This window comes from Amycolatopsis sp. 505, assembly GCF_031625235.1.
In the GTDB taxonomy this organism is placed as follows: Bacteria; Actinomycetota; Actinomycetes; order Mycobacteriales; family Pseudonocardiaceae; genus Amycolatopsis.
In genome coordinates, this window is sequence record NZ_JACKQP010000010.1 from 327,968 (window position 1) to 352,760 (window position 24,793).

Consider the following 24,793-nt stretch of genomic DNA (forward strand, 5'->3'; position numbering starts at 1 on the left):
GCGAGGCGCCTTCTAGACTCGGCCTCGATGTTCCAGCCACCTGAAACCCTGCTTCCGCCGGGGGTGGGCCGATGAAGCTCGTCTTCGCCGGCACTCCCGATCCGGCGGTCCCCGCCCTGCGTGCCCTGCTCGATTCCGGGCGGCACGAGGTCGTTGCCGTCGTCACGCGGCCCGATGCGCAGGCCGGGCGCGGCCGCCGCGTCGTGCGGTCGCCCGTCGGCGCCCTTGCCGATGAACACGGCATCGAGGTCCTCACGCCCGCGCGCGCCGGTGATCCCGCCTTCCTCGCGCGGCTGGCCGAGCTCGCGCCCGATGCCTGCCCCGTCGTCGCCTACGGGGCGCTGCTGCCGCAGGCCGCCCTCGACATTCCGCGGCTGGGCTGGGTGAACCTGCACTTCTCGCTGCTGCCCGCGTGGCGGGGGGCCGCGCCCGTGCAGGCCGCGATCCGGGCCGGCGACGAGATCACCGGGGCCTCGACCTTCCGGATCGTCAAGGAACTCGACGCCGGCCCCGTCTACGGCGTCGTCACCGAGACGATCGGTGCCACCGACACCGCCGGCGCGCTGCTCGGGCGGCTCGCCGAGTCCGGGGCCAAGCTGCTGCTGTCCACCATGGACGGTCTCGCCGACGGCAGCCTCGTCGCGCGCGAGCAGCCCGCCGAGGGGGTCAGCTACGCGCCGAAGGTGACCGTCGAGGACGCGCGCGTGTCCTTCGCCGATCCCGCGTCGGCCGTCGACCGGCAGATCCGGTCGGTCACCCCGGACCCGGGCGCGTGGGCCGAGTTCCGCGGGGAACGCTTCAAGCTCGGCCCGGTCACGGTGCTCGACGAGCCCGGCCCGCCGCCGGGCGAGATCGTGGTCGAGCGCAAACGGGTGCTGGTCGGGACGGCGACGAAGCCGTTGCGGCTCGGCGAAGTCCAGGCACCCGGCAAGAAACGGATGGCGGCCACCGACTGGGCGCGCGGAACACGGATCGACCAGGGAGAGCGCCTCCGGTGAACGACCACAGGGAACGACGCCCGTCACGGCCGCAGCGGGGCCGGCCGGCCCCGCGCAAGGAAGGGCCGCGCCGCCCGCCGGAGGTGGACGCCGCCCGGCAGGCCGCGTTCGACGTCCTCGCGGCCGTCCGGACGAAGGACGCCTACGCCAACCTGGTCCTGCCGGACCTGCTGCGCGAGCGCCGGATCACCGGCCGGGACGCCGCGCTGGCCACCGAACTCGCCTACGGCGCGTCGCGCGCCCAGGGCCTGCTCGACGCCGTCATCGAGGCCTGCGCCGAGCGCCCGCTTAAGCAGACCGACCCGGCGGTGCTCGACGCGCTGCGCCTCGGCGTCTACCAGCTGCTGCGCACCCGCATCCCCGAGCACGCCGCCGTGACGTCCACTGTGGACCTCGTGCGCGCGGAAGCCGGTTCGTGGGCCACGGGTTTCGCCAACGCGATCATGCGCAAGGTGTCCGAAAAGGACGAAGCGGCGTGGCTCGACGAGCTGGCGCCGGACGAGGCCGCCGACCCGATCGGGGCCTACGCGCTGCGCACCGCGCACCCGCGCTGGATCGCCCGCTCGTTCGCCGAAGCGCTGGGTGACAAGGGCGCCGGTCTCAAGGCCGCGCTGGAAGCCGACGACGCGCGCCCCGAGGTCCACCTCGTCGCCCGCCCCGGCGAGATCAGCGCGGACGAGCTCGCCGCGATCACCGGCGGCGACCCCGCGCCGTACTCGCCGTACGGCGTCCGCCTGCCGTCCGGCGCCGGCGACCCGGCCGACGCCGAGCCGGTCCGCGAGCGGCTGGCCGCGGTCCAGGACGAGGGCAGCCAGCTCTGCGCGATCGCCGCGACGAAGGTGCCGCTCGAAGGCACCGACGAACGCTGGCTCGACCTGTGCGCGGGCCCCGGCGGCAAGGCGGCGCTGCTCGGCGCGCTGGCCGCGTTGAGCGGCGCGACCGTCGACGCCGTCGAGAAGGCGCCGCACCGCGCGAAGCTCGTCGAGAAGGCCACGAGCGGGTTGCCGGTGAAGGTGCACGTCGCCGACGGACGCGAGAGCGGACTGGAGCCGGGGTACGACCGGATCCTCGTCGACGCGCCGTGCAGCGGCCTCGGCGCGCTGCGGAGGCGGCCGGAGGCGCGCTGGCGCCGTCAGCCGTCCGACGTCGCGGACCTGACGAAGCTGCAAGGTGAGCTGATCACCGCGGCTTACGAGCTGCTGCGGCCGGGCGGCGTGCTGACGTACGTCGTCTGCTCGCCGCACCTGGCGGAGACCGAAGGCGTCTTCGCGGAGACGGCGCGGCGGCTGAAGGCCGAGGTGCAGGACGCGCGCGAGTTCTTCCCGGGTGTCCCGGAGCTCGGCGACGGGCCGTACGTCCAGCTGTGGCCGCACCGCCACGGCACGGACGCGATGTTCTGCGCCGTGCTGCGCAAACCGTGAGGGACCTCGGGCTGGTCGCCGGCTCGTGCGGCGGGCTGGACACCCGGTTCGCCGCCGAGCTGGCCCGCCCCGCCGCCGACCGCGGCTGGCGGCCGGCGATCACGCTGACGCCGACCGCGCACCGCTGGCTCGAGGCGACCGGCGCGCTCGCCGACGTCGCCGCCTGCACGGACCTGCCGGTCCGCAGCGTCTCCCGGTTGCCCGGCGAGCCGCGGCCGCACCCGGACCCGGCGGTGTTCCTGTTCGCGCCGGCGTCGGCGAACTCGGTCGCCAAGCTCGCGCTCGGCATCGCGGACAACCAGGCGTTGACGGTGCTGGGTGACGTGCTGGGCGCGCCGGGGATCACGGTGGTGGTGGCGTACCAGATCCAGGACACCCGGGTGCACCACCCGGCGTGGCAGCGCCACCTCGACACCCTGAAGGGCGCCGGGGTGACGCTGCACCGCTTGGACATCCGGCGGCCGTGGACCGAGGCCCTCGACCTGCTGCCACCAGCTCAGTGAGACCCGCATCGGCTGGGAAGCTTGGAGGTGGCCGCGGCCCAAGGCTTCGCCGGTTCCCCCGCCGGGGTCACTCCGTACCGGCGAAGATCGTCGAGCAGCTCCTTGTTGCGCGCCACGTGCACGGCTTGCTCGATCTTCTGCTGAACGTCGCAACCGGATGCCAGGGCGACGAAGTACTCGTCAAGCGCTTTCGTCGGTTTCTCGTGCCGGCACCAGAAATCGGCCAGCGCCACCCGTGACGGCAGGTCACCGGCATCCCGCCCCCGGATGAGCAGTCCCTCGGCGTGCTCGGTCTTCTCGTGCACCAGGAGGGCGACCGCGGTTCGCGCCACCGCCGTCGTGATCCCACGTTCGATCTGGGCCTCGACGACCGCGACCACCTCGTCGGCGTTGTCCTTGTGCGTCCAGGCGAGAATGATCACCTCGTGGACCTCGCTGCGGATGTCCGCCTCCTTCTGAGCGTCCCGGAGTCGGCGCGCAGCTGACTCGTAACGCCCCAAATCGAGGAGCACGTCGACGGTACGGAGCCAGGCCGGTTCGTAGCCCGCTGTTGCGGCCGCGGGGAGCCAGTACTCGACGGCAATCACGATCTTCTTGTTGAACTTGGGCCAGAGGTTCGCGCCGGTGTTGGCGACGTGGCGCCGCTGCGCGTCCAGTTCCCGATACCCGATCTTGAGCAGGCTTTCGGCAACCCAGTTCAACGCTTCCCCACGGCTGACGTGGACCAGCCGGGCGTATTTCTCCGCGGCGGCGTGGAAGGTCTCGTCCACGAGCAGGAAGTCACTGATCGGCTCCAGCACGTCGGGATCGGCCAGGTCGACGCCGCCGAGGTACCACTCGATCGCCTCCCGGGCCTTCCCCGAGCGGCACATCGCGACGGCGACCCGCCGGCGAAGGGCCGCGGAGGCCATTCCCAGCTGCTCGGCGCGCTTCACGAAGCCGTCCGCGACGTCGCCCCAGCCGACCTCGGCGGCTGCTTCGGCAGCACGGGCCCAAGCCGCCACGTCACCCAGGTCGGCAGCTCGCCGGAAGCCCTCCAGCGCCCGTTGCAGCAGACCTTTGCGCGCGAACATCTCCGAGATCGCCGTCAGCACGGTGGGGTCCTCCACCGCGGCTGCCCTCGCGTGCTGGAACGCGGCGTCGAGGAATCCGGCCTCCGCGTAGACCATCGCCATCGCGGCGCGTGCTCCGTCGACGCCGTATTCGACAGCGGTGTCACACCACGAAAGCGCGTCTTCGGCTCGATCGTGCTCGGCGAGCAGGCGCGCACCGTACAGGTAGGCCAGGTGGTCCCCGTCCTGCCCGCGATCGTGGAGCCAGCGGGTCACGTTTTCTATCTTGCCCTCATCCCGTGCGATCATCAGCTCGATGATCTTGCCGCGGGTGTCGATCCCGGGCTGCTCCAGCAGTTCGGACAACCACTCGATCGCGGTTTCGTACCGGTTTTCCGAATAGCCGTCCCACAAACCGCCGTCGGACTTCTTGTCGGTCATCAGGTCTGCGGCGGCCCCTGCCGCGCTCGCTACACCTTCCTTCGCCAGCGCCTGATAGCCATTGACGGCCGAGGCCGGCTTGTTCGCTTCCGCCAGCGCCATTGCCATCAAGACCCGGGCACGATCGCTCGAGCCGGCCACCGGCTCCAGCCACCTCATGGCCTCGACCCTGCGCTGGGCGGCGATCAGGGCTTCCGCCGCGTCGAGCCGCGCTTCGTCGTTGCCGGCCGAAGCCAGTTCGGCATAGACCTCGACCATGTCTTCGACCCGTTTCGCCTCGCGAAACAGGTCGATCAAGGCTTCAGCGGCGCCCGGAACCTTCTCGTCGGCGGCCCGGCGATAGAACTGGTTGCACTGGAGCAGAAGACCGCGGCGGCGGCACTCGGCCGCCAGCGCCATGAGGCTGTCGGTTGCTGCCGATTCCACCAGTACGGCCCAAAGTCCCGCATCGGCGGCCTGCGGCCCCTTACTGTCCTTGACGAAGCGGCGATCGATGTGCTCGTCCAGTCGGAACCATTGCCCGCGTGCGCCACCGGCGTTCGTCACCGGCGCTGCCCTGCCGGTCAGCAGGCTGGCACCTCCGGTGCCACGGCGGGTCAGTTCCTCCAGCGCCACGGAGAACCAGTTTTCGTCGAGTTCCTCTAGCTCCGGTTCGGTGAAGAAGCCCAGCGAACCGCGCTCCAGCAGGCTCCGCGCGATCCAGCGGCCATGACCGAGCCGCCGGACCGCAAAGCCGCAACGCAAGATCGCCCGCGCTGCCGGGGTCGCCGTCTCGAAGGCACCATCCAGCCAAGGTGCGGCCGCGAGGTACTGGATGACCCTGCGACCTGCCGCCCTGGCGCCGGCTTCGGCCAAGCGTGGGTCCCCCGACTCGGCCGCCTTCCTGGCCTCCGCTTCCGTGAAGCTGTCGGGCACCACGATCCGGTTGTCCTCCAGCAACAGCCGGACCTGCTGGTATTCGTCGGTGCCCTGCGCCGGCGGCACGACCATGAGCGAGTGCCAGGCCTGCGGTGTGAACGTGCAGATGACCAGGTTCGGTCCGCGCGTCGGATCCGCGAGGAGCTTCCTGAGGGCGAGCGCCACCTCGTTGCCCGTTTCCGTTCCTGCGTTGATGAAGTAGCGGTGGGCGCCGACCAGCCAGTACACGGTTTGGGAGGGCATCTTCGCGAGTTCCGCGAGCAAGGTGACGGGATCGCTGGGGCTCGTTCCGGGCCAGACATACCAGGAGTTCAGCGATGGTCCGCACGCACCGCTCACCCGGTGGTGCAGCGCTTCCCAAGCGGCCCGTTTCCGTCCCGTCGCGGGTTCCCCGATCAGTGAGACGATGCCACTTTCTCCGGCCGCCGCGCGCTCGACCAGGTCGACGAGCGCCTTGTCGTGCTCCCTGACGACGTAGGGGGTCAAGACGGGCAAGGCGGCGTCACCAGCCTCGCTCCGCAACGACGCGATCTCGAGCTGCTTGGGAGCGCAACCGGGCAGTGGGACGGCCAGCCGGCTGACGGTGGCGTCATAGACTGCATGGCGTGTCGCAGCGGGTGGACGGGCGTTCACGTGCGGGTTCACGGTTCCTTCGTGTCGAACGGCTCGAGCAAGGGCGGGATCCCGACCGGTACCCACCCCTGCCGCCTCGACCGTGGTCCTTCCGCTCCTCCTGGTCCATCGCCGCGGCGCCCGAAGCGCTGAGCGGTCCCGCCACCGCGACGAAGGCCACTACGTGATTCGTTAGCTCTTGTGGACGGTTTTCACCCAATAGTGAAGCGATCTGTGCTGGTCAAGACCGCCTGCCGTTGTCGCAGGTGTCGCCAACCTGCGACAACGGCGCGAATTCTCACCCTTCCGGGGCGTCGGACGGCGTGGTCGTCGGCGAGGCACCTGAGCCGGCTCCTCCGCCGTCCGAAGCATTCACCTGGACGAGTCGTGTGCGTCCTGAGCGGGTGCTTGCCGAGGAGGCGGCACCGCACCGCCGGCCTACGAGCACAGCGCCGCTTCGGTGACCGTGAACAGCTGCGCCGAGGCGCCCGGTGCCGGGTTCTGGTTCACCACCACCGTGCTCCGGCGGCCGTGCGGGCCCACACCGGCCAGGTTGGTGAAGCCCGGTATCCCGCCTTCGTGCCCCCAGAACAGCCCGCACGACAACGGGACGCTGCCCAGACCCAAGCCGTAGCGGGCGTTCGGCACGCCCAGGTCGGCCGGGACCGTCCGCTGCATCTCCGCCAGCTCGGCCGGGCGCAGCAGCCGGCCGCCCAGCAGGGCGCCGTAGAACCGGTCCAGGTCCGCCGGGGTGCTGACCAGCCCGCCCGCCGCTCCCGCGATCGTGGCGTCGAAGTCGCTGAAGTCCACCAGTTTCCCGCCCGCCGGCAGATAGCCCACCGCGTGCGGCTCCGGCAGCTTCTCGTCGCCCCGGCGCGGCAGGTACGTGTCGCGCAGCCCCAGCGGCCGCGTGATCCGGCGGGTGATCTCGCCGCTCAGGTCGCGCCCGGTCACGCGTTCCACGATCATCCCGGCCACGATGTAGTTCGTGTTCGAGTACGACCAGCTCGTCCCCGGCGGGAACAGCGCCGGGTGCGCCAGCGCGATCGCCACCAGCTCGGCCGGCTCGGCCCCGCGGTGCCGCAACGTTTCCGGGTCGCTGCGGTCCAGGTCGTCCGTGTAGTTGTAGAGCCCGCTCGTGTGCTGGAGCAGCTGCCTGACGGTGATCCGCCCGTCGGGCAGGAGCCCCGGCAGGTAACGGGAAACCGGCGCGTCCAGCCGCACCCGGCCTTCGGCGGCCAACTGCAGCACGACCGTGGCGACGAACGTCTTCGTGACGCTCCCGGCCCGGATGGAACCGTTGCGCGGGAACGGCTTTCCGGTCGCGAGGTCGCCGGTGCCGCTGCGCACGACCCGGGTCCGGTGACCGTCCTGGACGACGGCCTCGGCCCCCGGCACCTGCGTGGTGAGCCGGTCCAGGCCCGCCTGGACCGGATCCGCCGTGGCGGCGGGCGCCGTGGCGGCGAGTGCCGGGGCCGCCGTGGTGGCGGCCAGCAGCGCGGCGAGCGTGCCGGCGGTGACGACCCGCAATGACTTCCGCATGAGAGAACCCCCTGGTGTCTCGGAGTCCCCACGCTAGGGAACGCCGGCACCAGGGGGCATGGGGCAGACCACCCGGGCAACCCGGGGGTCTGCCCCACCACTCAGCGCAGCTTCAGGGCGCGCTTCAGGGTGCCGAACAGGTCGGTCTGGTTGGTCAGGCCGACGATGTTGGCCGCCTGCGGGCCGAGGCCCGCGATGCGCACCTGGGTGCCCGTGTGCGACTGCGAGCCGCCGGTTTCCGCCGTGCCGTAGGCCAGGGTCATGTTCGCGCCCTCGTTGGTGACCAGGGTCGCGGTCAGGCCGGGGGTGGCGGTGGGCTCGACGATCTGGCTGCTGTGGCCGTGGTCGGCGGTCACCAGCACCAGGGTGTCCGGGTGGCTGCGGGCGAACGCCGTGCCCGCCGCGATCGCCGCGTCGAAGTCGACCGTCTCGCCGATCTGGCCGCACGGGTCGGCCGCGTGGTCCTGCTTGTCGATGCTCGCGCCCTCGACCTGCAGGAAGAAGCCCTTGTCGCTGCGGCGGTCGTCGAGCAGCTCGAGGGCCTTGCGGGTCTGGTCGGCCAGCTTCGGCTGGCTGGCCGGCAGCTTCGGGTTCGGGGTGCAGCGGGCCGGCGCGGTGCCGCCGTGCACGGCCGCCGGGCCGGTCCAGTTGACCGGCATGTTGCCGTCGGCGAACAGGCCGAGCACCGGCTTGCCCTTCTTGGCCGCCGCCAGGTCCGCCGCGGTGTTCACCACGGTGTAGCCGGCCGCCTTGGCCTGGTCCAGGACGGTCTTGCCCTTGAACTTGCCCGCCGTCACCGGCTGGTTGAAGTACTTCGCGCCGCCGCCCAGCAGGACGTCGGGGCGGGTCTGCACCAGCTGCTCGGCGATCGAGCCGTTGCCGCCGTTCTCCTTGGCGTTCTTCGCGCACTTGGCGGTCGTCTCGACCGGGCCCTTGCAGTCGCGGTTGACGACGTGCGCGCCGAGCACGGCCGGGGTCGCGTCCTGGACCTCGGCGGTGGTGACGTCGCCGGTGCGCAGGCCGTTGCGCTTGGCCAGCTCCAGGATCGTCGGGACGTCGTTGCCGTAGGCGTCGACGGAGATGGCGCCGTTGTAGGTCTTGGTGCCGGTGGCCCAGCCGGTGCCGGACGCGGCCGAGTCGGTCACGTAGTTCGGCTTGGCCGGGTTGTTCTGCTCGACCGCGTAGGTCGTGTAGTCACCGGTCAGCGGCAGCTCGTCCATGGCGAGCCGGCCCGCGGCGCCGCGCTCGTAGTTGCGGGCGGCGGTGATCTCCGACTGGCCCATGCCGTCGCCGATGAACAGGATGACGTTGCGGGCGTGGCCGCCCTGGACCGCGGCGCGGACGTCGGCGGTGCGGTCACCGGTGCCGGCCGACGAGCGCGCGTCGGCGTTGCCGGAGCCGTTGGTGGCGAGGGCGACCGGAGCGGCGGCGACCAGCGCGGCGCCGAGCGCGCCCGCGACCAGCCACCGGCGGCGGCCGGCGAACAGCGAAGCCATGTTTCTCCTCGTTGGGGAACTTCGGGAGGTGAGCGCCCGGATTTCGGACACGGGTCATTAGTCCTCCCGCATGTGTGCCGCGGAGGGACTGAAGGTGACCGGAGGGTGGCCGCTGGCCGAACTCATGACTTCCCGCGGGTGACCGGGAGCACGTCGGTTAATGACCGCCGAGGTGCCCCGGCCGGACGACGCCCGATTCGTACGCTATGACCACCGCCTGGCTGCGGTTCCCGGCGCCGAGCTTGGCGAAGATGTTGCCCACGTGGGTCTTCACCGTCTCGAGGCTGATCACCAGCGCCGCCGCGATGTCCTGATTGGACAGTCCGGTGGCGATCAGCCGCAGCACCTCGGCCTCGCGGCGGGTGAGCGTCTTCGCCGCCCGCGCGTGGACGCCGCCCGGCCGCCGTCCGCTCACCAGCCGCCGGATCGCCTCCGGGAACAGCAGGGACTCACCGGCGGCGACCGTCCGGACGGCGTGCGCGATCTCCTCCTTGCGCGCCCGCTTCAACAAGAACCCGCTCGCGCCGGCCAGCAGCGCCTCGTGCACGTAGTCGTCGTTGTCGAACGTCGTGACGACCAGGATCTTCGGGGGTTCCGCGAGCGCCGCCAGCACCTGCCGGGTGGCCTCGATGCCGTCCGTGCCGGGCATCCGGACGTCCATCAGGACGACGTCCGGCCCGGTCCGCCGCACCGCGGCCAGGACCTCGCCGCCGTCGGCCGCCTCGCCGACCACCGGCAGGCCCTGCTGCTCCAGCAGCGCCCGCAGCCCGGTCCGGACCAGCGGCTCGTCGTCGGCGAGCAGCACCGTGGGCGTCACGCGCCCGCCCGCAGCGGAATGGACGCGCGCAGCCGCCACTGCTGCCCGTCCGGACCGGCGTCGAGCTCGCCGCGCAGGGCTTCGACGCGCTCGGCGAGCCCGGCCAGCCCGCGCCGCCCGGTCCGCGGCCCGTCGCCGGGCAGCGCGTTGACGACCGCGATGCCGAGGCGGTCCGGCCCGGCCTCGACGCGCACGTCGACCGCGCCGGGACCGGCGTGGCGCAGCGCGTTGGTCAGGCCCTCCTGGACGATCCGGTAGCCTTCGCGCGACACCGTGGCGGGCAGCGCGGCGACCGGCCCGGAGACGGCCAGCCGGACGTCGAGCCCGGCTTCGCGGGCGCGCACGGCGAGGACGTCGACTTCGGTGAGCGTGCGCGTCGGCGCTTTCGCGGCCGGCTCCTCGCGCAGCAGGCCCAGGACGTGGTCGAGGTCCTCGAGAGCGCTCCGGGACGCTTCTTCGATCGTGCCGAGTGCGCGCCGGACCTGGGCCGGGTCCGCTTCGACCAGGTCGGCCGCGGCGGCCGCCTGGATCGTCGACGTCGTCAGCGTGTGCCCGATCGAGTCGTGCAGCTCGCGCGCCAGCCGGTTGCGCTGGGCGAGCACGGCCGAGCGGCGTTCGGCCTGCGCCGCGCGTTCGGTGTCCGACGGGCCGAGCAGCGCCTCCGCGCCGGTCCGGAACCCGCGGGTGGCGCCCGCGGTGAGCACCAGCGCCGCGAAGAGCAGCACGACGCCGAAGGGAACCGTCCACCCGCCGAGCGGGACGTCGTCCCAGAACAGGCTGATGGTGTCCTGGCCGCCGGCCAGCCAGACCGCGGGCACCAGCAGGCCCAGGCCGAGGAAGGCGAGCACGGTGAGCAGGATGCCGCTCAACGCCGTGTGCAGGGCGAGCCACAGTCCCGAACGCAGCCGCGAACCGGCGTCGGGTCGCCCGTCCGGGGCCGGAACGGCCGTGCCGAGCAGGGTGTTCGCCAGGCCGATGCCGAGCCGCCGGACGGGCCCCAGCAGGCCCAGCAGCCCCATCAGCACCGCCAGGGCGAGCAAGGCGAGCAGGGCCCGCACGCGGGAATCGGCCTCGACGGACACCGCCGCGGCGAAGGCGAACGGGGAAATCGGCAGGGTGAGGACGGCACACGCGACGGCGTACGGCAGGCTGCGGTAGCTGCCGATCCGCACCAGGGACGCCAGGAATCCGGACATGCGGTCGAGGTTAGGACGCCCTGGGGGCCCGTGACCTCCCTCTCGGGAGCCAGATCCTGGTCACAACCGGTTAGCGGGCGTTAGCGCGGTCCTCCTACACTCGGGACGTGGCAGACCGACCTTTGATCGCACCCAGCATCCTCGCGGCGGACTTCGCCCGGCTCGGCGAGGAGATCGCCGCCGTCGCGGCCGGCGGGGAGACGCGCGCCGACTGGGTCCACGTCGACGTCATGGACGCGCACTTCGTGCCCAACCTGACCCTCGGCCTGCCCGTGGCGAAGGCCCTGATCGACAGCACCGACCTGCCGATCGACTGCCACCTGATGATCGACGACCCGGACCGCTGGGCGGTCGGCTACGCCGAGGCCGGCGCCTACAACGTCACCGTGCACGCCGAGGCCGCCAAGGACCCGGTCGCGCTGGCGAAGAACCTGCGGGCCGCGGGCGCGAAGGCGGGCCTGTCGCTCAAGCCCGGCACCGCGCTCGAGCCGTGGCTCGACGCGCTCAAGCACTACGACACGCTGCTGGTCATGTCCGTCGAGCCGGGCTTCGGCGGGCAGTCGTTCATCGCCGACGTCCTGGAGAAGGTCCGCACCGCGCGGCGGCTGGTCGACACCGGGCACCTGAAGCTGATCGTCGAGATCGACGGCGGCATCAACGCCGACACCATCGAGCAGGCCGCCGAGGCCGGGGTCGACTGCTTCGTCGCCGGATCCGCCGTCTACGGCGCCGGTGACCCCGGCAAGGCGGTCGCCGCGCTGCGCGAACAGGCGGCCCGCGGCCGGGCCGGCTGACCCCGCAGCGGCACCGGAGAAGTCACCGGACCGCGGCGGGTGTTGGATGGAAGGACCGGCGCAGGAGACCGGCTCACGAGGAGGCAGCGCACGTGTTCACCGGCATAGTCGAGGAGATCGGCGAAGTCACCGCGGTCGAGCAGCTGACGAACGCCGCCCGGCTGCGGGTCCGCGGCCCGCTGGTCACCAGCGACGCCGGGCACGGCGACTCGATCGCGGTCAGCGGCGTCTGCCTGACCGTCGTCGAGGTGGCGGGCGGCGAGTTCACCGTCGACGTCGTCAACGAGACGCTGGAGCGGTCGAGCCTGGCCAAGGTCGCGGTCGGCGACCGCGTCAACCTCGAACGCGCCACCCCGGCCGGCGGCCGGCTCGGCGGCCACATCATGCAGGGCCACGTCGACGGGACCGGCGTGTTCCTCGGCCGCGACGAGAACGGCGTCACGACGTTCGCGCTGCCGGCGCACCTGGCCCGGTACGTGGTCGAGAAGGGCTCGATCGCGGTCGACGGGATCTCCCTGACCGTGGCCGCGGTGACCGCCGACCAGTTCAAGGTGGCGCTGATCCCGACCACCCTGGAGGTGACCACGCTCGGCGGCCGGGAGGCCGGCGACCTGGTCAACCTCGAGGTCGACGTGGTCGCGAAGTACGTGGAAAAGCTGGCCGAGGCGCACATCCGCGACCAGGTGCAGAATCAGCACGGAGGAGCGTCATGAGTGAGACGGCAGAGCCGGAAGCGGGCTGGACCCCGTGCGGCACCGGAGCGGTGTTCGACGCCGACGCCATCGAGCGCGCGATCGCGGACATCGCGGCCGGCCGGCCGGTCGTCGTGGTCGACGACGAGGACCGCGAGAACGAGGGTGACCTCATCTTCGCCGCCGAGAAGGCGACGCCGGAACTGCTGGCCTTCATGGTCCGCTACACCTCGGGGTACGTCTGCGTGGCACTGACCGAGTCCGAAGCGGACCGGCTGGACCTGCCGCCGATGTACCACACGAACCAGGACGCGCGCGGCACCGCCTACAGCGTCACGGTCGACGCCGCCGAGGGCATCACCACCGGCATCTCCGCCGCCGACCGCGCCCACACGATCCGGCTGCTGGCCGACCCGGCGTCCACGGCGAAGGACTTCCGCCGCCCCGGGCACGTCGTGCCGCTGCGCGCCAAGGAAGGCGGCGTGCTGCGCCGGCCCGGGCACACCGAGGCGTCGGTCGACCTGGCCCGGATGGCCGGCCTCGCCCCGGCCGGCGTGCTCTGCGAAATCGTGTCGCAGAAGGACGAAGGCGACATGGCCCGCCGCGACGAGCTCGAGGTGTTCGCCGCCGACCACGACCTGGCGATCATCACCATCGCCGACCTGATCGCCTACCGCCGCCGCACCGAGAAGCAGGTCGAGCGAGTCGCCGAGGCCCGCATCCCGCTGGCCGCGGGCACGTTCCGCGCGGTCGGCTACGACTCGCTGCTCGACGGCATCGAGCACGTCGCGTTCGTCTACGGCGAGATCGGCGACGGCCAGGACATCCTGGTCCGCGTCCACTCCGAGTGCCTCACCGGCGACGTCTTCGGCTCGCTGCGCTGCGACTGCGGGCCGCAGCTGGAGGCGGCCCTGGAAGCGGTGGCCGCCGAAGGCCGCGGCGTCGTGCTCTACATCCGCGGCCACGAAGGCCGCGGCATCGGCCTGCTGCACAAGCTGCAGGCCTACCAGCTGCAGGACGACGGCGCGGACACCGTCGACGCCAACCTCGCGCTCGGTGTCCCGGCCGACGCCCGCGACTACGGCACGGGTGCCCAGATCCTCTGCGACCTCGGCGTCCGCACCATGCGGCTGCTGTCGAACAACCCGGCCAAGCGGATCGGCCTGGAGGGCTACGGCCTGCGCGTCACCGGCCGCGTGCCGCTGCCGATCTCGCCGAACCCGGAAAACCTGCGCTACCTGCGGACCAAGCGCGACCGGATGGGGCACGACCTGGCCCAGCTGGAGCACTACGACCAGGTCGGCGCGGGCACCGAGCACCCCGACGGAGGAGCACTGTGAGCGGCGAAGGCCGTCCGGACGTCAAGCTGGACCTCTCCGACTGCAAGTCGCTGAAGCTCGGCATCGTCGCCACCCGCTGGAACGCGGACATCACCGACGTCCTGCTGGAGCGGGCGCTGGTCGCGGCGCGCGAGGCCGAGCTGGAAGACGAGCCGACGGTCGTGCACGTCGCGGGCGCGGTCGAGCTCCCGGTGGTGGCGCAGGCCCTGGCCCGCAACCACGACGCGGTGGTCGCCCTCGGCGTGGTCATCCGCGGCGGCACCCCGCACTTCGAGTACGTGTGCGACGCGGTGACGGCGGGCCTCACCCGGGTCGCGCTCGACGAGAGCACCCCGGTCGGCAACGGCGTCCTGACGTGCGACACGCACGAGCAGGCGGTCGACCGGTCGGGCCGCCCGGGTTCGAAGGAGGACAAGGGCTACGAGGCGACGGTGGCGGCCCTGGACTCCGCGCACGTGCTGCGGAGCCTGCGCCAGCCGTGGACCGAGCGGGGTTTCCAGTGAGCGTCGCGACTTCGCTGGTGATCCGCCCCCGCCGGGCGATGATCATGTGCAGCGTGCTGGCGGTGGCGCTGCTGGCGGTGTTCGTCGTGGTGGCGATCCTGCTGCGCAACGGCGACACCGGGGTGCGTTTCCAGCGCTCCGACCAGGCGGCGATGGTGGGCATCGGCATCCTGCTGGCGTGCGGGGTGATGCTGTTCGCGATCGCGCGCGTACGGGCGGACGCGGAGGGCATCGAGGTGCGGAACGTGCTGCTCACGCGCCGGTTCGCGTGGAGCGAGGTGCTGTCGGTGAGCTTCCCCGACGGGGCTTCGTGGGCGCGCCTGGAGCTGCCGGACGACGAGTACCACGCGGTGATGGCGGTGCAGGCCGTGGACCGCGACCGGGCGGTGGAGGCGGTGCGGGCCCTGCGGAAGCTGCACCGCGCCGCCACCGGCGGCTGATCTTCGCGTCAAACGGAACGGCGCACGAGTTCCGTGGGGTCGGCAACTGTCGCGGCTCCGAGGAAAAACGCGACGAGTCTGTGGCTGGCGTCGTCCTGCGGAGTCACAGACGCCGCGACGTCGTACATCTCCCGGCGGACCGCCGCCGGCAGAAGGTGCTGAAGACTCAGGCCGTGGGCGAGGAGAAGGCGAGTCCACCGGCTCGTCTCCGGGTCGGCGATGCGATCGAGCACCGGTGCGACGTCGAGCTTGCGGGGCTTCGGCGGGACCCATCGGTCCTGGCCCGAGGTGAGGCTCAGGGTGCTCCAGAAGATGACGTTGGCGTCGCGGTGGATCAAGCAGGCTTGGTCGATCTCGCGAATCACCGGCGGAATCCGGGCGCATGCCTGGTGCCGGTAGCGGGCGATCGTCCACAGTGCGACAGCCGAATCGAGCGACTGTTGGTGCAGTCCGCGGATCCTGGAGACGAGGACATCCACGGACTGACTCAGCACCGACTCGTGCTCGGCTGCCACTTCGAGGCCCTTGGACACGGCGACTCCCACGGTGTACAGGTCGTCGTCGTGGCACCGATCGAGCAGCTTGCCGCACAATTGCACATAGGCTCGGGCCGCCTTGGTGTTGCTTGATGTGACCGGTCTGCGAAGAAGAGCTATGAAGGCGAAGTAGTCGTTGGCGGAACGCGTGGCCAGTGCTCGGGTCAGCGCATCCAAGAACCGGTCGCTCGTCCAGAGGTGGAAGAACGCCGACCTTGGTAATTGCCGGATGAAGTCGGCCAGGTTCTGGCTCTGGAACTCATCCTTCGTTATCCTGGTGTGCAGAGCCGACAAGAGGGATTCTTTCGAATCGTTGCTGTTGAAGACCTTCTGGTGCAGTTCGGGGTCCGAGATCCGGCTGGCCCGCATCAGGCGTGCGGCCGAATGGAAGTTCATCCGGAATTGCTGTTGTTCGTCCAGTCTGAGCAGCTCCGTGGTGATCGCCGACACGGGCAAGATTGCGCCGATGACTTGCATGTGTGGCTTCATGTCGAGAATGCGGAGCCTGCCGATCAGCTCCAGAACGTCCTTCACGTGACTTCGGCCGAGCCTGCGCAGCAGCTGGTGAAAGTTCTCGTGAATCGCGTCGGCCAGTGCCTCCCTGGGTACGTGTCTCGACTTTGTCGCCGTTCCGAGGAACTTGGTGCAACTGCGTGGGCTCATCGTTCCGAAGAGCTCGCCCAGCGCGGCAGCCCAAGTGGTTTCCTCCGGGAGTGGGCGCCCGTTCATCGCCTGACTCACGGCCTGCCGTACTGCCTGCAAACTGCGGGGCTGGGGATCGTGCTGGTGCTGGCGGTCATCCGGGTAGGCCAGCCAGTCGGAGAAGGTGACGAGGGTCGCCAAAAGCTGCGTCGCGCGAGCTTCGTTCGGCCCGTGTCTGTCGAACGGGGAGAAGTGGGACGCGACGTTTCTGATCTGCCGGGCATTGGTGAGTGCTCCGGCTACGGTGAACACGGCGGGAGCGTCGAACAGTCCGGAATCGATGGACTTTTCTATCACTTTTTCGAACGTGGACTTTCGGGAAAAGGCGGCCAGGTCGGGCCGGCTCTGCAGGAGGGCCGCCCTGATGTTGGCTTCCAGTATCTGTCCGCAGAGGGCGGTCATCGAACGCCAGGCGCCGACGTGCTCGACCAGGATCAGCTCCTGCCACAGGTCCTTCAGTGCGGCTTGGCTGTTCCCGGCATCGAGAACCTGGGCAGGACTCCACTTCGTCAGGATCAAGGAGCGGATGTGCGAGAGTCCGTACTCCATCGTGCCTCCACCGACGCGGACCGGGCTGGTCGTAGGACTTGAGTCGGCGAGCGCGTGATGGTTGTTACGATCAGAGATCCAGGTCGACCACGATCGGCGCGTGGTCCGACGGCCCCTTGCCCTTCCGCATGTTCCGGTCCACATAGGAATCCGTGACCGCGGACGTGAACGCCTCGTTCCCGTACACCAAATCGATCCGCATGCCCTTGTTGTTCGGGAAGTTCCCCGCCCGGTAGTCCCAGTACGTGAACGGGTGGTCGTACTTCAGCGGCCGCGGGAAGACGTCCGACAGGCCCAGGTCGCGCAGGCGGCCCAGGGCGTCGCGCTCCGGCTTCGTCACGTGGGTCGACTCCGCGAACTGCGTGATGTCCCAGACGTCCGCGTCCGTCGGGGCCACGTTGAAGTCCCCGAGCACCGCGAACGGCCCGGCCGCGATCTCCGCCGCGACCAGCGAGTGCAGCGACGCAAGCCACTCCAGCTTGTACGCGTAATGCGGGCTGTCCGGCTCGCGCCCGTTGGGCACGTACACCGACCACACCCGCACACCGCCGCACGTCGCGCCCACCGCGCGCGCCTGCGCGGCCCCCTCGAACGAAGGCTCGCCCGGCAGCCCGCGGACGACGTCGGCCAGCCCCACCCGCGACACGATGCCGACGCCGTTCCAGCGCCCGAGCCCGTACGCCGCGACCTCGTACCCCAGCGCCTCGATCTCGGCCGCCGGGAACGCCTCCGTCGTGTTCTTCAGCTCCTGCAGGCACAGCACGTCCGGCGCCGTCTCCTCCAGGAAGCCCAGGACGCGGGGCAGGCGGGGGACGATGGAGTTCACGTTCCAGGTGGCGATCCGCATGCCGCGAGCATCGCACACCCCACCGACAAAACCGGGGCGGCGCCGGAACGCCGCCCCGGGAACTCACACGCTCGCGGTCGTCCGGATCCAGGACCGGCTCGCCGCCACGCTCGCGTAGTTGTTCGTGCCGCGCGTGTTCGAGCCGCTCTGGTTCTGCACCGTCGACGCGACGCCGACCTGCACCCCGTTCGCGACCTCGGGACCGCCCGAGTCGCCCTTCCACGCCGAGCCGTTGACGCCGACGCTCTGGATCGCGCGGCCGCCGTAGGCGTCCGTGGACCGGCCGGTCACCTGGACGTTCGCCGTCTTCAGCGCCGTCGCCGGCGGGCCGGTCGGGGTGGTGCGGCCCCAGCCGTAGATCTGGTTGGTGCTGCCGGTCGCCGGGTCGGAGCTGCCCAGCGAAATCGGCGACGCGCTGGTCGTCGAGGCCAGGTGCAGCAGCGCGATGTCGCCGTTCGGGGACTCGTACTCGCCGTCGACGGCGATCTTCGTGCCCGAGAGCAGCGTGTTGCTGCCGACCCGGACGTACATCCCCGAATTGTCCTGGTCCAGGCAGTGCACCGCGGTCAGCACCCAGCGCGACGCGATGACCGTGCCGGAGCAGTTGAAGCCCTGGTAGTCGCGGCCGGGCGTGTTCACGTACACCTGGGCGCCCCAGGAGACCGCCGGGGCGGTGCCGCCGCCGACGATGTTCGGCTGGACGCCCGCGGAGGCGACCGCGCCGCCGGCGAGGGTGAGCGCGACGGCGGCCGCGGTGGCGGCGCCGGCCAGACGGAGAGAGCTCACGGTGGTGATCCTTTCGACAGGGGGACCGGATCGGCCGGTCGGAAAGTAACCACCACGTCACCGAGCGGGACACCGACGAAGGTCGGAAACGGACGAACACCCTACTTCCGATGGGGCAGCCGGGGGCCCACCGGAAACTGTCGGTGCCGCCCCATAGTCTTGAGGAGTGGCTGACCCGACCACCTACCGTCCCTCGCCGGGGAGCATCCCGGATGCCCCTGGCGTGTACAAGTTCCGTGACGCGACCAAGCGGGTCATCTACGTCGGCAAGGCCAAAAGCCTCCGCAGCAGGCTGAACTCCTACTTCGCCGACCTCTCCGGCCTGCACCCGCGCACGCGCCAGATGGTCACGACGGCCGCGAGCGTCGAATGGACCGTCGTCACCACCGAGGTCGAGGCCCTCCAGCTCGAGTACAACTGGATCAAGGAGTTCGACCCGCGGTTCAACGTCCGCTACCGCGACGACAAGAGCTACCCGGTGCTCGCGGTGACGCTGAACGAGGAGTTCCCCCGCCTGCACGTCTACCGCGGCGCGCGCAAGAAGGGCGTCCGGTACTTCGGCCCGTACGCGCACGCGTGGGCCATCCGCGAGACGCTCGACCTGCTGCTGCGCGTCTTCCCCGCGCGCACCTGCTCGGCCGGGGTGTTCCGGCGCCACGGCCAGATCGGCCGCCCCTGCCTGCTCGGCTACATCGACAAGTGCTCGGCGCCCTGCGTGGGCCGCGTCTCCGCCGACGAGCACCGCGACATCGTCGAGGACTTCTGCGACTTCCTGGCCGGCAAGACCGACGTCATGATCAAGCGCCTGGAAGCCGAGATGGCCGCCGCGTCCGAGGAGCTGGAGTTCGAGCGCGCGGCCCGGTTGCGCGACGACCTCGGCGCTCTGCGCCGCGCCATGGAGAAGCAGGCCGTCGTGCTCGGCGACGGCACGGACGCCGACGTCGTCGCGTTCGCCCACGACGAGCTCGAAGCCGCCGTCCAGGTCTTCCACGTGCGCGGCGGCCGGGTCCGCGGCCAGCGCGGCTGGGTCATCGATAAGGCCGAGGAGATGGACGTCCCGGCGCTGGTCGACCACTTCCTCACCCAGTTCTACGGCGACGAAGCCGAGCTCGACGCCCGCGACGACGTCGACTCGGGCCCGGTCGTCCCGCGCGAGGTCCTGGTGCCGGAGCTGCCCGCGGACGCCGAGGCGGTCGCGGAGTGGCTCACCGGGCTGCGCGGCTCGCGGGTCCAGCTGCGGGTGCCGCAGCGCGGCGACAAGAAGGCCCTGGCCGAGACCGTGCAGCGCAACGCGGGCGAGGCGTTCACCCAGCACAAGCTGCGCCGCGCCGGCGACCTCACCGCCCGCTCGGCCGCGCTCACCGAGCTGCAGGAGTTCCTCGGCCTCGACACCGCGCCGCTGCGCATCGAGTGCATCGACATCAGCCACATCCAGGGCAGCGACGTCGTCGCGTCGCTGGTCGTCTTCGAGGACGGGCTCGCGCGCAAGTCCGAGTACCGCCGTTTCGCGCTGCGGGAGGCGGCGACCGAGGGTGACGTCGCTTCGATCGCCGAGGTCGTGCGGAGGCGGTTCTACCGCTACCTGAAGGAAACCGCCGAGGAGTCGAGCACGCCCGGCCTCGACCCGGAGACCGGGCGGCCGAAGAAGTTCGCCTACCCGCCGAACCTGCTGGTCGTCGACGGTGCGGGCCCGCAGGCCACCGCGGCCGCCGACGTGCTGGCCGAGCTCGGCATCACCGACATCTCCGTGGTCGGGCTGGCCAAGCGGCTGGAAGAGGTCTGGCTGCCGGCCGACCCCGATCCGGTGATCCTGCCCCGGACGTCGGAGGGGCTGTATCTGCTGCAGCGGCTCCGGGACGAGGCCCACCGGTTCGCCATCGCCTACCACCGCGAGAAGCGCTCCAAGCGGCTGCAGACGTCCGAATTGGACAGTGTGCCCGGGCTGGGGCAGGCTCGCCGCACCGCGCTGATCAAGCACTTCGGCTCGGTGAAGAAGCTCAAGCAGGCCAGGGTCGAAGAGATCGAGGCGGTGCCCGGCTTCGGCAGGCGCACCGCGGAGGCCGTGGTCGCCGCGCTGGCCGGGGAGTCCGGCGCGAGCAACGGCACAGGAGCAGGGGAGTAGGGAAACACAGTGAGTGCGCAAGAGGAGATCCGCGGCTCCGGCATGGAGGTCGCGGTCGTGTCCGGGTTGTCCGGGGCGGGTCGCAGCACGGCGGCCAAGTGCCTGGAGGACCTGGGCTGGTTCGTCGTCGACAACCTGCCCCCGGAGCTGATCGCCACCATGGTCGAGCTGGGTGCGCAGGCGCGCGGCGCGATCACGAAGGTGGCGGTCGTGATGGACGTGCGCTCGCGCGCGTTCACCGACGACCTGGCCTCGGTGATCAAGGACCTCGACGCCCGGGGCTACAAGCCGCGGGTGCTGTTCCTGGAGGCGACCGACGCCGTGCTGGTGCGGCGCTTCGAGGCCGTCCGCCGGGGCCACCCGATGCAGGGTGACGGCCGGCTCGCCGACGGCATCACCGCGGAGCGGACGCTGCTGGAGCCGCTGCGCGAAGAGGCCGACCTGGTGCTCGACACGTCGTCGCTGTCGGTGCACGACCTGCGGGCCAAGATCGAGGACGCGTTCGGGTCCGAGGCGAGCACCCAGACCCGGGTCACCGTGCTGTCCTTCGGCTACAAGTACGGCCTGCCGATGGACGCCGACCTGGTGATGGACGTCCGGTTCCTGCCCAACCCGTTCTGGATCCCGGAGCTGCGCGAGCACACCGGGCTCGACGGCGAGGTCCGCAACTACGTCCTCTCGCAGGAGGGCGCCGAGGAGTTCCTCGACCGCTACCACCAGCTGCTGCGGCTGATCGGCGCCGGCTACAAGCGCGAGGGCAAGCGGTACCTGACGCTGGCCGTCGGCTGCACCGGCGGCAAGCACCGCAGCGTGGCGCTGTCGGTCGAGCTCGCCCAGCGCCTGTCCAAAGAGGACGGTATGGCCGTGAAGGTGGTGCACCGCGACCTTGGTCGTGAATAACGTGCGCGCGGTCGCCCTCGGGGGCGGCCACGGACTGCACGCCACACTGTCCGCGGTGCGGCGGGTGACCCCCGACGTCACCGCGGTCGTGACCGTGGCCGACGACGGCGGATCGTCCGGCCGGCTGCGGCGCGAACTCGGGCTGCTGCCGCCGGGCGACCTGCGGCAGGCGTTCGCCGCCTTCGCCGCGGAGGACGGCGGCACGCTGTGGGCCGAGGTCTTCCAGCACCGCTTCGGCGGCGACGGCGCGCTGGCCGGGCACGCGGTGGGGAACCTGTTGCTGGCCGGGCTGTTCGAGGTGCTCGGCGACCCGGTCGCCGCGCTCGACGAGGCCTGCCGGCTGATGGGCGTCTCGGGCCGGGTGCTGCCGATGTCGCCGGAGCCCCTCGAAATCGAGGGGCAGGTCAGCGGCCTCGACAGCGAGGACCCGGCGGCTCTGCGGACGATCCGCGGCCAGGTCGCGGTGGCCACCACCCCGGGTCAGGTGCGGCGGGTCAGCCTGCGCTCGCCGGGCCGGGCCGGGCGCCCGCCGCTGGCGTGCGAGGAAGCGGTGCAGGCGGTGCTGAACGCCGACGTCGTGTTCCTCGGGCCCGGCTCGTGGTTCACCAGCGTGCTGCCGCACCTGCTCGTGCCGGGGCTGCGCGACGCGCTCGTGCGGACGGCCGCGACGAAGGTGCTCGTGCTCAACCTTGTCCCCCAGCCGGGGGAAACCGCGGGATTCTCACCGGAGCGGCACCTCGACGTCCTCTTCGAGCACGCGCCCGATCTGCGGGTCGACGCGGTGATCGCGGACCGCGATTCCGTGCCCGACCCGGCGAATCTCCGGCGCGCGGCGGAACGGCTGGGCGGCCGGGCGCACCTGGGGGCGGTGGGCGACCCCGAAGTGCTGGGACGGCATGATCCTGATGCGCTCGCGTTGTGCATGCGGGAGGCTCTCGGTCTCGGCGGGGAGCACGGGGGAGGAGCGAAAGGCAGGGAGGGGCAGTAATGGCGATGACCGCCGCGGTGAAGGACGAGCTGAGCCGGCTGGAGATCACGAAGATCGGGCCGCGCCGGGCGGAGGTCGCGTCGCTGCTTCGCTTCGCCGGCGGGCTGCACATCGTGGCCGGCCGGGTGGTCGTGGAGGCGGAGCTGGACACGGGCTCGGTCGCGCGACGGCTGCGCAAGGAGATCCACGAGCTGTACGGCCACCATTCGGACGTCCACGTCATCACCGCCAGCGGCGGCCTGCGCAAGGGCACCCGGTACGTCGTGCGCGTGGTGAAGGACGGCGAGGGCCTGGCCCGCCAGACGGGGCTGATCGACCAGCGCGGCCGCCCGGTGCGCGGCCTGCCGGCGGCGGTGGTGTCCGGGGGCGTGGCGGACGCCGAAGCGGCGTGGCGGGGCGCGTTCCTCGCGCACGGCTCCCTGACCGAACCGGGCCGCTCGTCCTCGCTCGAGGTGACCTGCCCCGGCCCGGAAGCGGCGCTGGCCCTGGTCGGCGCGGCGCGCCGGATGGGCATCCAGGCGAAGTCCCGCGAAGTCCGGGGAGCGGACCGCGTGGTGGTCCGCGACGGCGACGCGATCGGCGCGCTGCTGACGCGGCTGGGCGCGCACGCGAGCGTCCTGCAGTGGGAAGAGCGCCGGATGCGCCGCGAAGTCCGCGCGACGGCGAACCGCCTGGCCAACTTCGACGACGCGAACCTCCGGCGCTCGGCCCGCGCGGCGGTCGCGGCGGCGGCCCGGGTGGAGCGCGCCCTGGAGATCCTCGGCGACACGGCCCCCGACCACCTCCTGGCCGCCGGCCGGCTCCGGCTGTCCAACCGCCAGGCGTCCCTGGAGGAGCTGGGGCAGCTGTCGGACCCGCAGATGACGAAGGACGCGGTGGCGGGCCGGATCCGCCGCCTGCTGGCGATGGCGGACAAGCGGGCCAAGGACCTGAACATCCCGGACACCGAGTCGGCGGTCACCCCGGAGATGCTGGAAGAGGAAGACGCCTGAGAGCCCGGTGCCAAGTCGCTTGGTGTCGGAGGTCGGTCAGGCGGCCGGGTGGGCCGGGGTGGGCCGGCAGCGCTTCTGCTGATCGGCAGGTCGAGCCGGCTGAACAGGCTCTCAGCGGTCGCTGTCCGGTCCGTGGTTCGGGCATTCGGCCGCGTGCCGCGCGTTCCAGGCCGCCCGCATCGACTCCTGCTGCCGCTCGAACTTGGCGTCGCGGCGCACTTGCCAGGGCGAGCGGGCCAGGCAGCGGGTCACCAGCAGCTGGTCCGGCGAGTAGTCGTCGCCGCTGTCGGTGACTTCGAGGCCGGCCGCGGTGAGGATCTTCCGCATCGCCTCGGCCATCGCCTCGCCGACCGCGACCGCCAGCCTGCCGAACGCCGCGCATTCGGCGCCTTCCTGGTGCGGATCCTCGGCCCAGGCCTCCTGGCTGGCGTCCCAGAAGAGACTGTGGGCCTGCCAGTCGACCGTCACGCCGCGAAGTTCCGGCACATCGGCGTGCACGACGGCGCCGACCGAGCCGATCGGATCGTTGCCGGACAGCACCGGCAACCCGGCCGCCATCAGCTCCGCCTGGACGGTGGTGGCCAGGACGTCCAGGCGGAACCGCCGGTCCTGGTCGTCGTGCGCTGCGGTCATGTGCTCCCCTTGGGGGTGAGATGCCCGACGAGCTCCCGCAGCCACGGCTCGGCGATCGCGGGTTCGCGCTGGAGGACCCGGACCAGCTTTTCGCGGACGGCCGGGGTACGCCCGGCCTCGACGATCGCGGCCGCTTCGGCCAGCGCCCGGCGGGTCCGGTGGTCGTGGCCGGCCCGGCGGACCCGCTCGTCGGCCCACAGGTAACGGCCGAACGACGGCGTCAGCTTGTGCTGGTGGTCGGCGAGGTAGCTGAACAGCGCGGACTCGACGGAGACGTTCCGGATCGGCACGTCGCGAGCCCAGTCCGCGTGCTGCTGCCACCGGCGGGTGTTCGGGCTGGTGTGCGTGCGCCGGGTGAGGCCGACGATCCGGACCCGGCGCCGGATCGCCGGCCAGTCGGCCCGTTCGTCGGCGGCCCAGTCCCGCAGGATGCCGAGCAGCTGCTCGAGTGTCCGGCCGGTGGACACGACGTCCGCGAAGGCGATCGGCCGCGAACCGCGGGCGAGCCGGGCCGGGTGCAGGCCGTGCGCGGCCAGGTTGGCGCGCAGTTGCGCCACTTCGGCCGGGTGCAGCCGGGTGGCGGGCCAGCCGCTCAGCCAGGTGGTGGACAACGGCAGCAAGTGCAGCCGCCCCGGGTCGGGCAGGGCACCGCCGAGCAGGTCGAAGACGGAGTCGGCGGACCGGCCGACGAAGTGGAGCTCGCCGTCCCCGGACCGGGCGAGCACCTTCGCGGCGCAGTCGATCAGGTCGTCGAGGAACCACAGGTCCGGCTCGGGAAGGCCGTCGAGCAAAGTGCCGAGGTGGTCGGGGCGCACGAGGTCCCAGCGGAACGGCCGGATCGCTTCGCGCACTCTTCCCCCTCGGTTCGCCGTGAGCCTAGGCGCGTTGCCTGCGGCCGTCAGCCTGATTAACACGGCGCGCCATCTCGTAACACCGCGGTAGCGCCCGGGAGCCGTGCCGGAAACGCGGGCCC

Annotated in this window: 22 protein-coding genes; 12 read left to right on the plus strand and 10 right to left on the minus strand. The window is 71.7% G+C overall.

All coding sequences use genetic code 11. The features are described from left to right. Positions 1–71 precede the first annotated feature (71 nt). From fmt to H5965_RS34935, 3 genes are read left to right on the plus strand one after another with little or no spacing between them, the layout of a single operon-like run. Positions 72–998, plus strand: a complete 927-nt coding sequence (gene fmt, locus H5965_RS34925; RefSeq protein ID WP_310975074.1) for a methionyl-tRNA formyltransferase — start codon at positions 72–74, stop codon at positions 996–998. Further along, positions 995–2,419, plus strand: coding sequence for a transcription antitermination factor NusB (locus H5965_RS34930; protein ID WP_310975076.1), 1,425 nt, complete (start codon positions 995–997; stop codon positions 2,417–2,419). Before fmt ends, H5965_RS34930 begins: the two co-directional genes overlap by 4 nt. Then, a complete protein-coding gene (locus H5965_RS34935; protein WP_310975077.1) occupies positions 2,416–2,922 on the plus strand; it encodes a flavoprotein in 507 nt (168 codons plus the stop codon). Before H5965_RS34930 ends, H5965_RS34935 begins: the two co-directional genes overlap by 4 nt. On the opposite strand, the gene H5965_RS34940 is transcribed toward H5965_RS34935, so the two are convergent. The 5 genes from H5965_RS34940 to H5965_RS34960 all read right to left on the minus strand — a co-directional run bounded on the left by H5965_RS34940 (position 2,916) and on the right by H5965_RS34960 (position 10,996). After that, the gene (locus tag H5965_RS34940) at positions 2,916–5,978 is read right to left on the minus strand and encodes a hypothetical protein (RefSeq protein WP_310975079.1); all 3,063 of its coding nucleotides are present in this window, start codon (positions 5,976–5,978) and stop codon (positions 2,916–2,918) included. The two genes, H5965_RS34935 and H5965_RS34940, sit on opposite strands and share 7 nt — an antisense overlap. Before the next feature lie 405 nt (positions 5,979–6,383). After that, entirely contained in the window at positions 6,384–7,487 is a 1,104-nt protein-coding gene (locus tag H5965_RS34945) for a serine hydrolase domain-containing protein (protein ID WP_310975081.1), read from the minus strand. A 101-nt stretch (positions 7,488–7,588) separates the two neighbouring features. Beyond that, positions 7,589–8,983, minus strand: a complete 1,395-nt coding sequence (gene phoA, locus H5965_RS34950) for an alkaline phosphatase (RefSeq protein WP_310975082.1) — start codon at positions 8,981–8,983, stop codon at positions 7,589–7,591. Between the two features lie 157 nt (positions 8,984–9,140). Beyond that, complete coding sequence (locus H5965_RS34955; RefSeq protein WP_310975083.1) at positions 9,141–9,800, minus strand: response regulator transcription factor; 660 nt, start codon at positions 9,798–9,800, stop codon at positions 9,141–9,143. Further along, on the minus strand, positions 9,797–10,996 hold the full coding sequence (locus H5965_RS34960) for a histidine kinase (RefSeq protein ID WP_310975085.1): 1,200 nt from the start codon (positions 10,994–10,996) through the stop codon (positions 9,797–9,799). The genes H5965_RS34955 and H5965_RS34960 overlap by 4 nt, the downstream gene beginning before the upstream one ends. Positions 10,997–11,118: 122 nt before the next feature. On the opposite strand from H5965_RS34960, the gene rpe reads away from it, so the two are divergent. The 5 genes from rpe (at position 11,119) to H5965_RS34985 (ending at position 14,765) form a co-directional block, all read left to right on the plus strand. Further along, positions 11,119–11,790: a ribulose-phosphate 3-epimerase gene (gene rpe, locus H5965_RS34965; protein ID WP_310975237.1), complete on the plus strand. Its 672-nt coding sequence runs from the start codon at positions 11,119–11,121 to the stop codon at positions 11,788–11,790. Positions 11,791–11,882: 92 nt separating this feature from the next. Next, positions 11,883–12,503 carry a riboflavin synthase gene (locus tag H5965_RS34970; RefSeq protein WP_310975087.1) on the plus strand — a complete coding sequence of 207 codons (621 nt, stop codon included), beginning with the start codon at positions 11,883–11,885 and terminating at the stop codon, positions 12,501–12,503. Next, positions 12,500–13,822, plus strand: coding sequence for a bifunctional 3,4-dihydroxy-2-butanone-4-phosphate synthase/GTP cyclohydrolase II (locus tag H5965_RS34975; RefSeq protein WP_310975088.1), 1,323 nt, complete (start codon positions 12,500–12,502; stop codon positions 13,820–13,822). Before H5965_RS34970 ends, H5965_RS34975 begins: the two co-directional genes overlap by 4 nt. Further along, positions 13,819–14,325 (plus strand): 6,7-dimethyl-8-ribityllumazine synthase, encoded by a 507-nt coding sequence (gene ribH, locus H5965_RS34980; protein ID WP_310975089.1) that lies wholly within the window; start codon positions 13,819–13,821, stop codon positions 14,323–14,325. The genes H5965_RS34975 and ribH overlap by 4 nt, the downstream gene beginning before the upstream one ends. Beyond that, positions 14,322–14,765 (plus strand): PH domain-containing protein, encoded by a 444-nt coding sequence (locus H5965_RS34985; protein ID WP_310975090.1) that lies wholly within the window; start codon positions 14,322–14,324, stop codon positions 14,763–14,765. Before ribH ends, H5965_RS34985 begins: the two co-directional genes overlap by 4 nt. Before the next feature lie 8 nt (positions 14,766–14,773). Here the strand turns inward: H5965_RS34985 and H5965_RS34990 are convergent, their stop codons facing one another. The 3 genes from H5965_RS34990 to H5965_RS35000 form a co-directional block, all read right to left on the minus strand. Further along, complete coding sequence (locus H5965_RS34990) at positions 14,774–16,552, minus strand: hypothetical protein (RefSeq protein ID WP_310975092.1); 1,779 nt, start codon at positions 16,550–16,552, stop codon at positions 14,774–14,776. Between the two features lie 70 nt (positions 16,553–16,622). Then, positions 16,623–17,399, minus strand: coding sequence for an exodeoxyribonuclease III (locus tag H5965_RS34995; RefSeq protein ID WP_310975094.1), 777 nt, complete (start codon positions 17,397–17,399; stop codon positions 16,623–16,625). Between the two features lie 63 nt (positions 17,400–17,462). Next, on the minus strand, positions 17,463–18,185 hold the full coding sequence (locus H5965_RS35000; RefSeq protein WP_310975095.1) for a trypsin-like serine protease: 723 nt from the start codon (positions 18,183–18,185) through the stop codon (positions 17,463–17,465). 166 nt (positions 18,186–18,351) lie between these two features. On the opposite strand from H5965_RS35000, the gene uvrC reads away from it, so the two are divergent. From uvrC to whiA, 4 genes are read left to right on the plus strand one after another with little or no spacing between them, the layout of a single operon-like run. Continuing rightward, positions 18,352–20,307 (plus strand): excinuclease ABC subunit UvrC, encoded by a 1,956-nt coding sequence (uvrC, locus tag H5965_RS35005; protein ID WP_310975097.1) that lies wholly within the window; start codon positions 18,352–18,354, stop codon positions 20,305–20,307. A 42-nt stretch (positions 20,308–20,349) separates the two neighbouring features. Continuing rightward, on the plus strand, positions 20,350–21,207 hold the full coding sequence (gene rapZ, locus H5965_RS35010) for an RNase adapter RapZ (protein WP_003101350.1): 858 nt from the start codon (positions 20,350–20,352) through the stop codon (positions 21,205–21,207). A 1-nt stretch (position 21,208) separates the two neighbouring features. Beyond that, a complete protein-coding gene (gene yvcK / locus H5965_RS35015) occupies positions 21,209–22,195 on the plus strand; it encodes a uridine diphosphate-N-acetylglucosamine-binding protein YvcK (protein WP_310975238.1) in 987 nt (328 codons plus the stop codon). Continuing rightward, entirely contained in the window at positions 22,195–23,187 is a 993-nt protein-coding gene (whiA, locus tag H5965_RS35020; protein ID WP_043788299.1) for a DNA-binding protein WhiA, read from the plus strand. The genes yvcK and whiA overlap by 1 nt, the downstream gene beginning before the upstream one ends. A gap of 111 nt (positions 23,188–23,298) precedes the next feature. Here whiA and H5965_RS35025 read toward each other — a convergent pair whose 3' ends face one another. Together H5965_RS35025 and H5965_RS35030 are read right to left on the minus strand one after the other, a co-directional pair. Beyond that, entirely contained in the window at positions 23,299–23,820 is a 522-nt protein-coding gene (locus H5965_RS35025; RefSeq protein WP_310975101.1) for a hypothetical protein, read from the minus strand. Continuing rightward, on the minus strand, positions 23,817–24,671 hold the full coding sequence (locus H5965_RS35030) for a hypothetical protein (RefSeq protein ID WP_310975102.1): 855 nt from the start codon (positions 24,669–24,671) through the stop codon (positions 23,817–23,819). Before H5965_RS35030 ends, H5965_RS35025 begins: the two co-directional genes overlap by 4 nt. Positions 24,672–24,793 lie beyond the last annotated feature (122 nt).

What these genes read in the sequence shown, in the direction of transcription:
- whiA (WP_043788299.1), top strand. Translation starts at nt 22,195, where the DNA reads ATGGCGATGACCGCCGCGGTGAAGGACGAGCTGAGCCGGCTGGAGATC.
- phoA (WP_310975082.1), bottom strand. Translation starts at nt 8,983, where the DNA reads ATGGCTTCGCTGTTCGCCGGCCGCCGCCGGTGGCTGGTCGCGGGCGCG.
- H5965_RS34960 (WP_310975085.1), bottom strand. Translation starts at nt 10,996, where the DNA reads ATGTCCGGATTCCTGGCGTCCCTGGTGCGGATCGGCAGCTACCGCAGC.
- rapZ (WP_003101350.1), top strand. Translation starts at nt 20,350, where the DNA reads ATGGAGGTCGCGGTCGTGTCCGGGTTGTCCGGGGCGGGTCGCAGCACG.
- H5965_RS35025 (WP_310975101.1), bottom strand. Translation starts at nt 23,820, where the DNA reads ATGACCGCAGCGCACGACGACCAGGACCGGCGGTTCCGCCTGGACGTC.
- fmt (WP_310975074.1), top strand. Translation starts at nt 72, where the DNA reads ATGAAGCTCGTCTTCGCCGGCACTCCCGATCCGGCGGTCCCCGCCCTG.
- H5965_RS34945 (WP_310975081.1), bottom strand. Translation starts at nt 7,487, where the DNA reads ATGCGGAAGTCATTGCGGGTCGTCACCGCCGGCACGCTCGCCGCGCTG.
- H5965_RS34995 (WP_310975094.1), bottom strand. Translation starts at nt 17,399, where the DNA reads ATGCGGATCGCCACCTGGAACGTGAACTCCATCGTCCCCCGCCTGCCC.
- H5965_RS34990 (WP_310975092.1), bottom strand. Translation starts at nt 16,552, where the DNA reads ATGGAGTACGGACTCTCGCACATCCGCTCCTTGATCCTGACGAAGTGG.
- H5965_RS34975 (WP_310975088.1), top strand. Translation starts at nt 12,500, where the DNA reads ATGAGTGAGACGGCAGAGCCGGAAGCGGGCTGGACCCCGTGCGGCACC.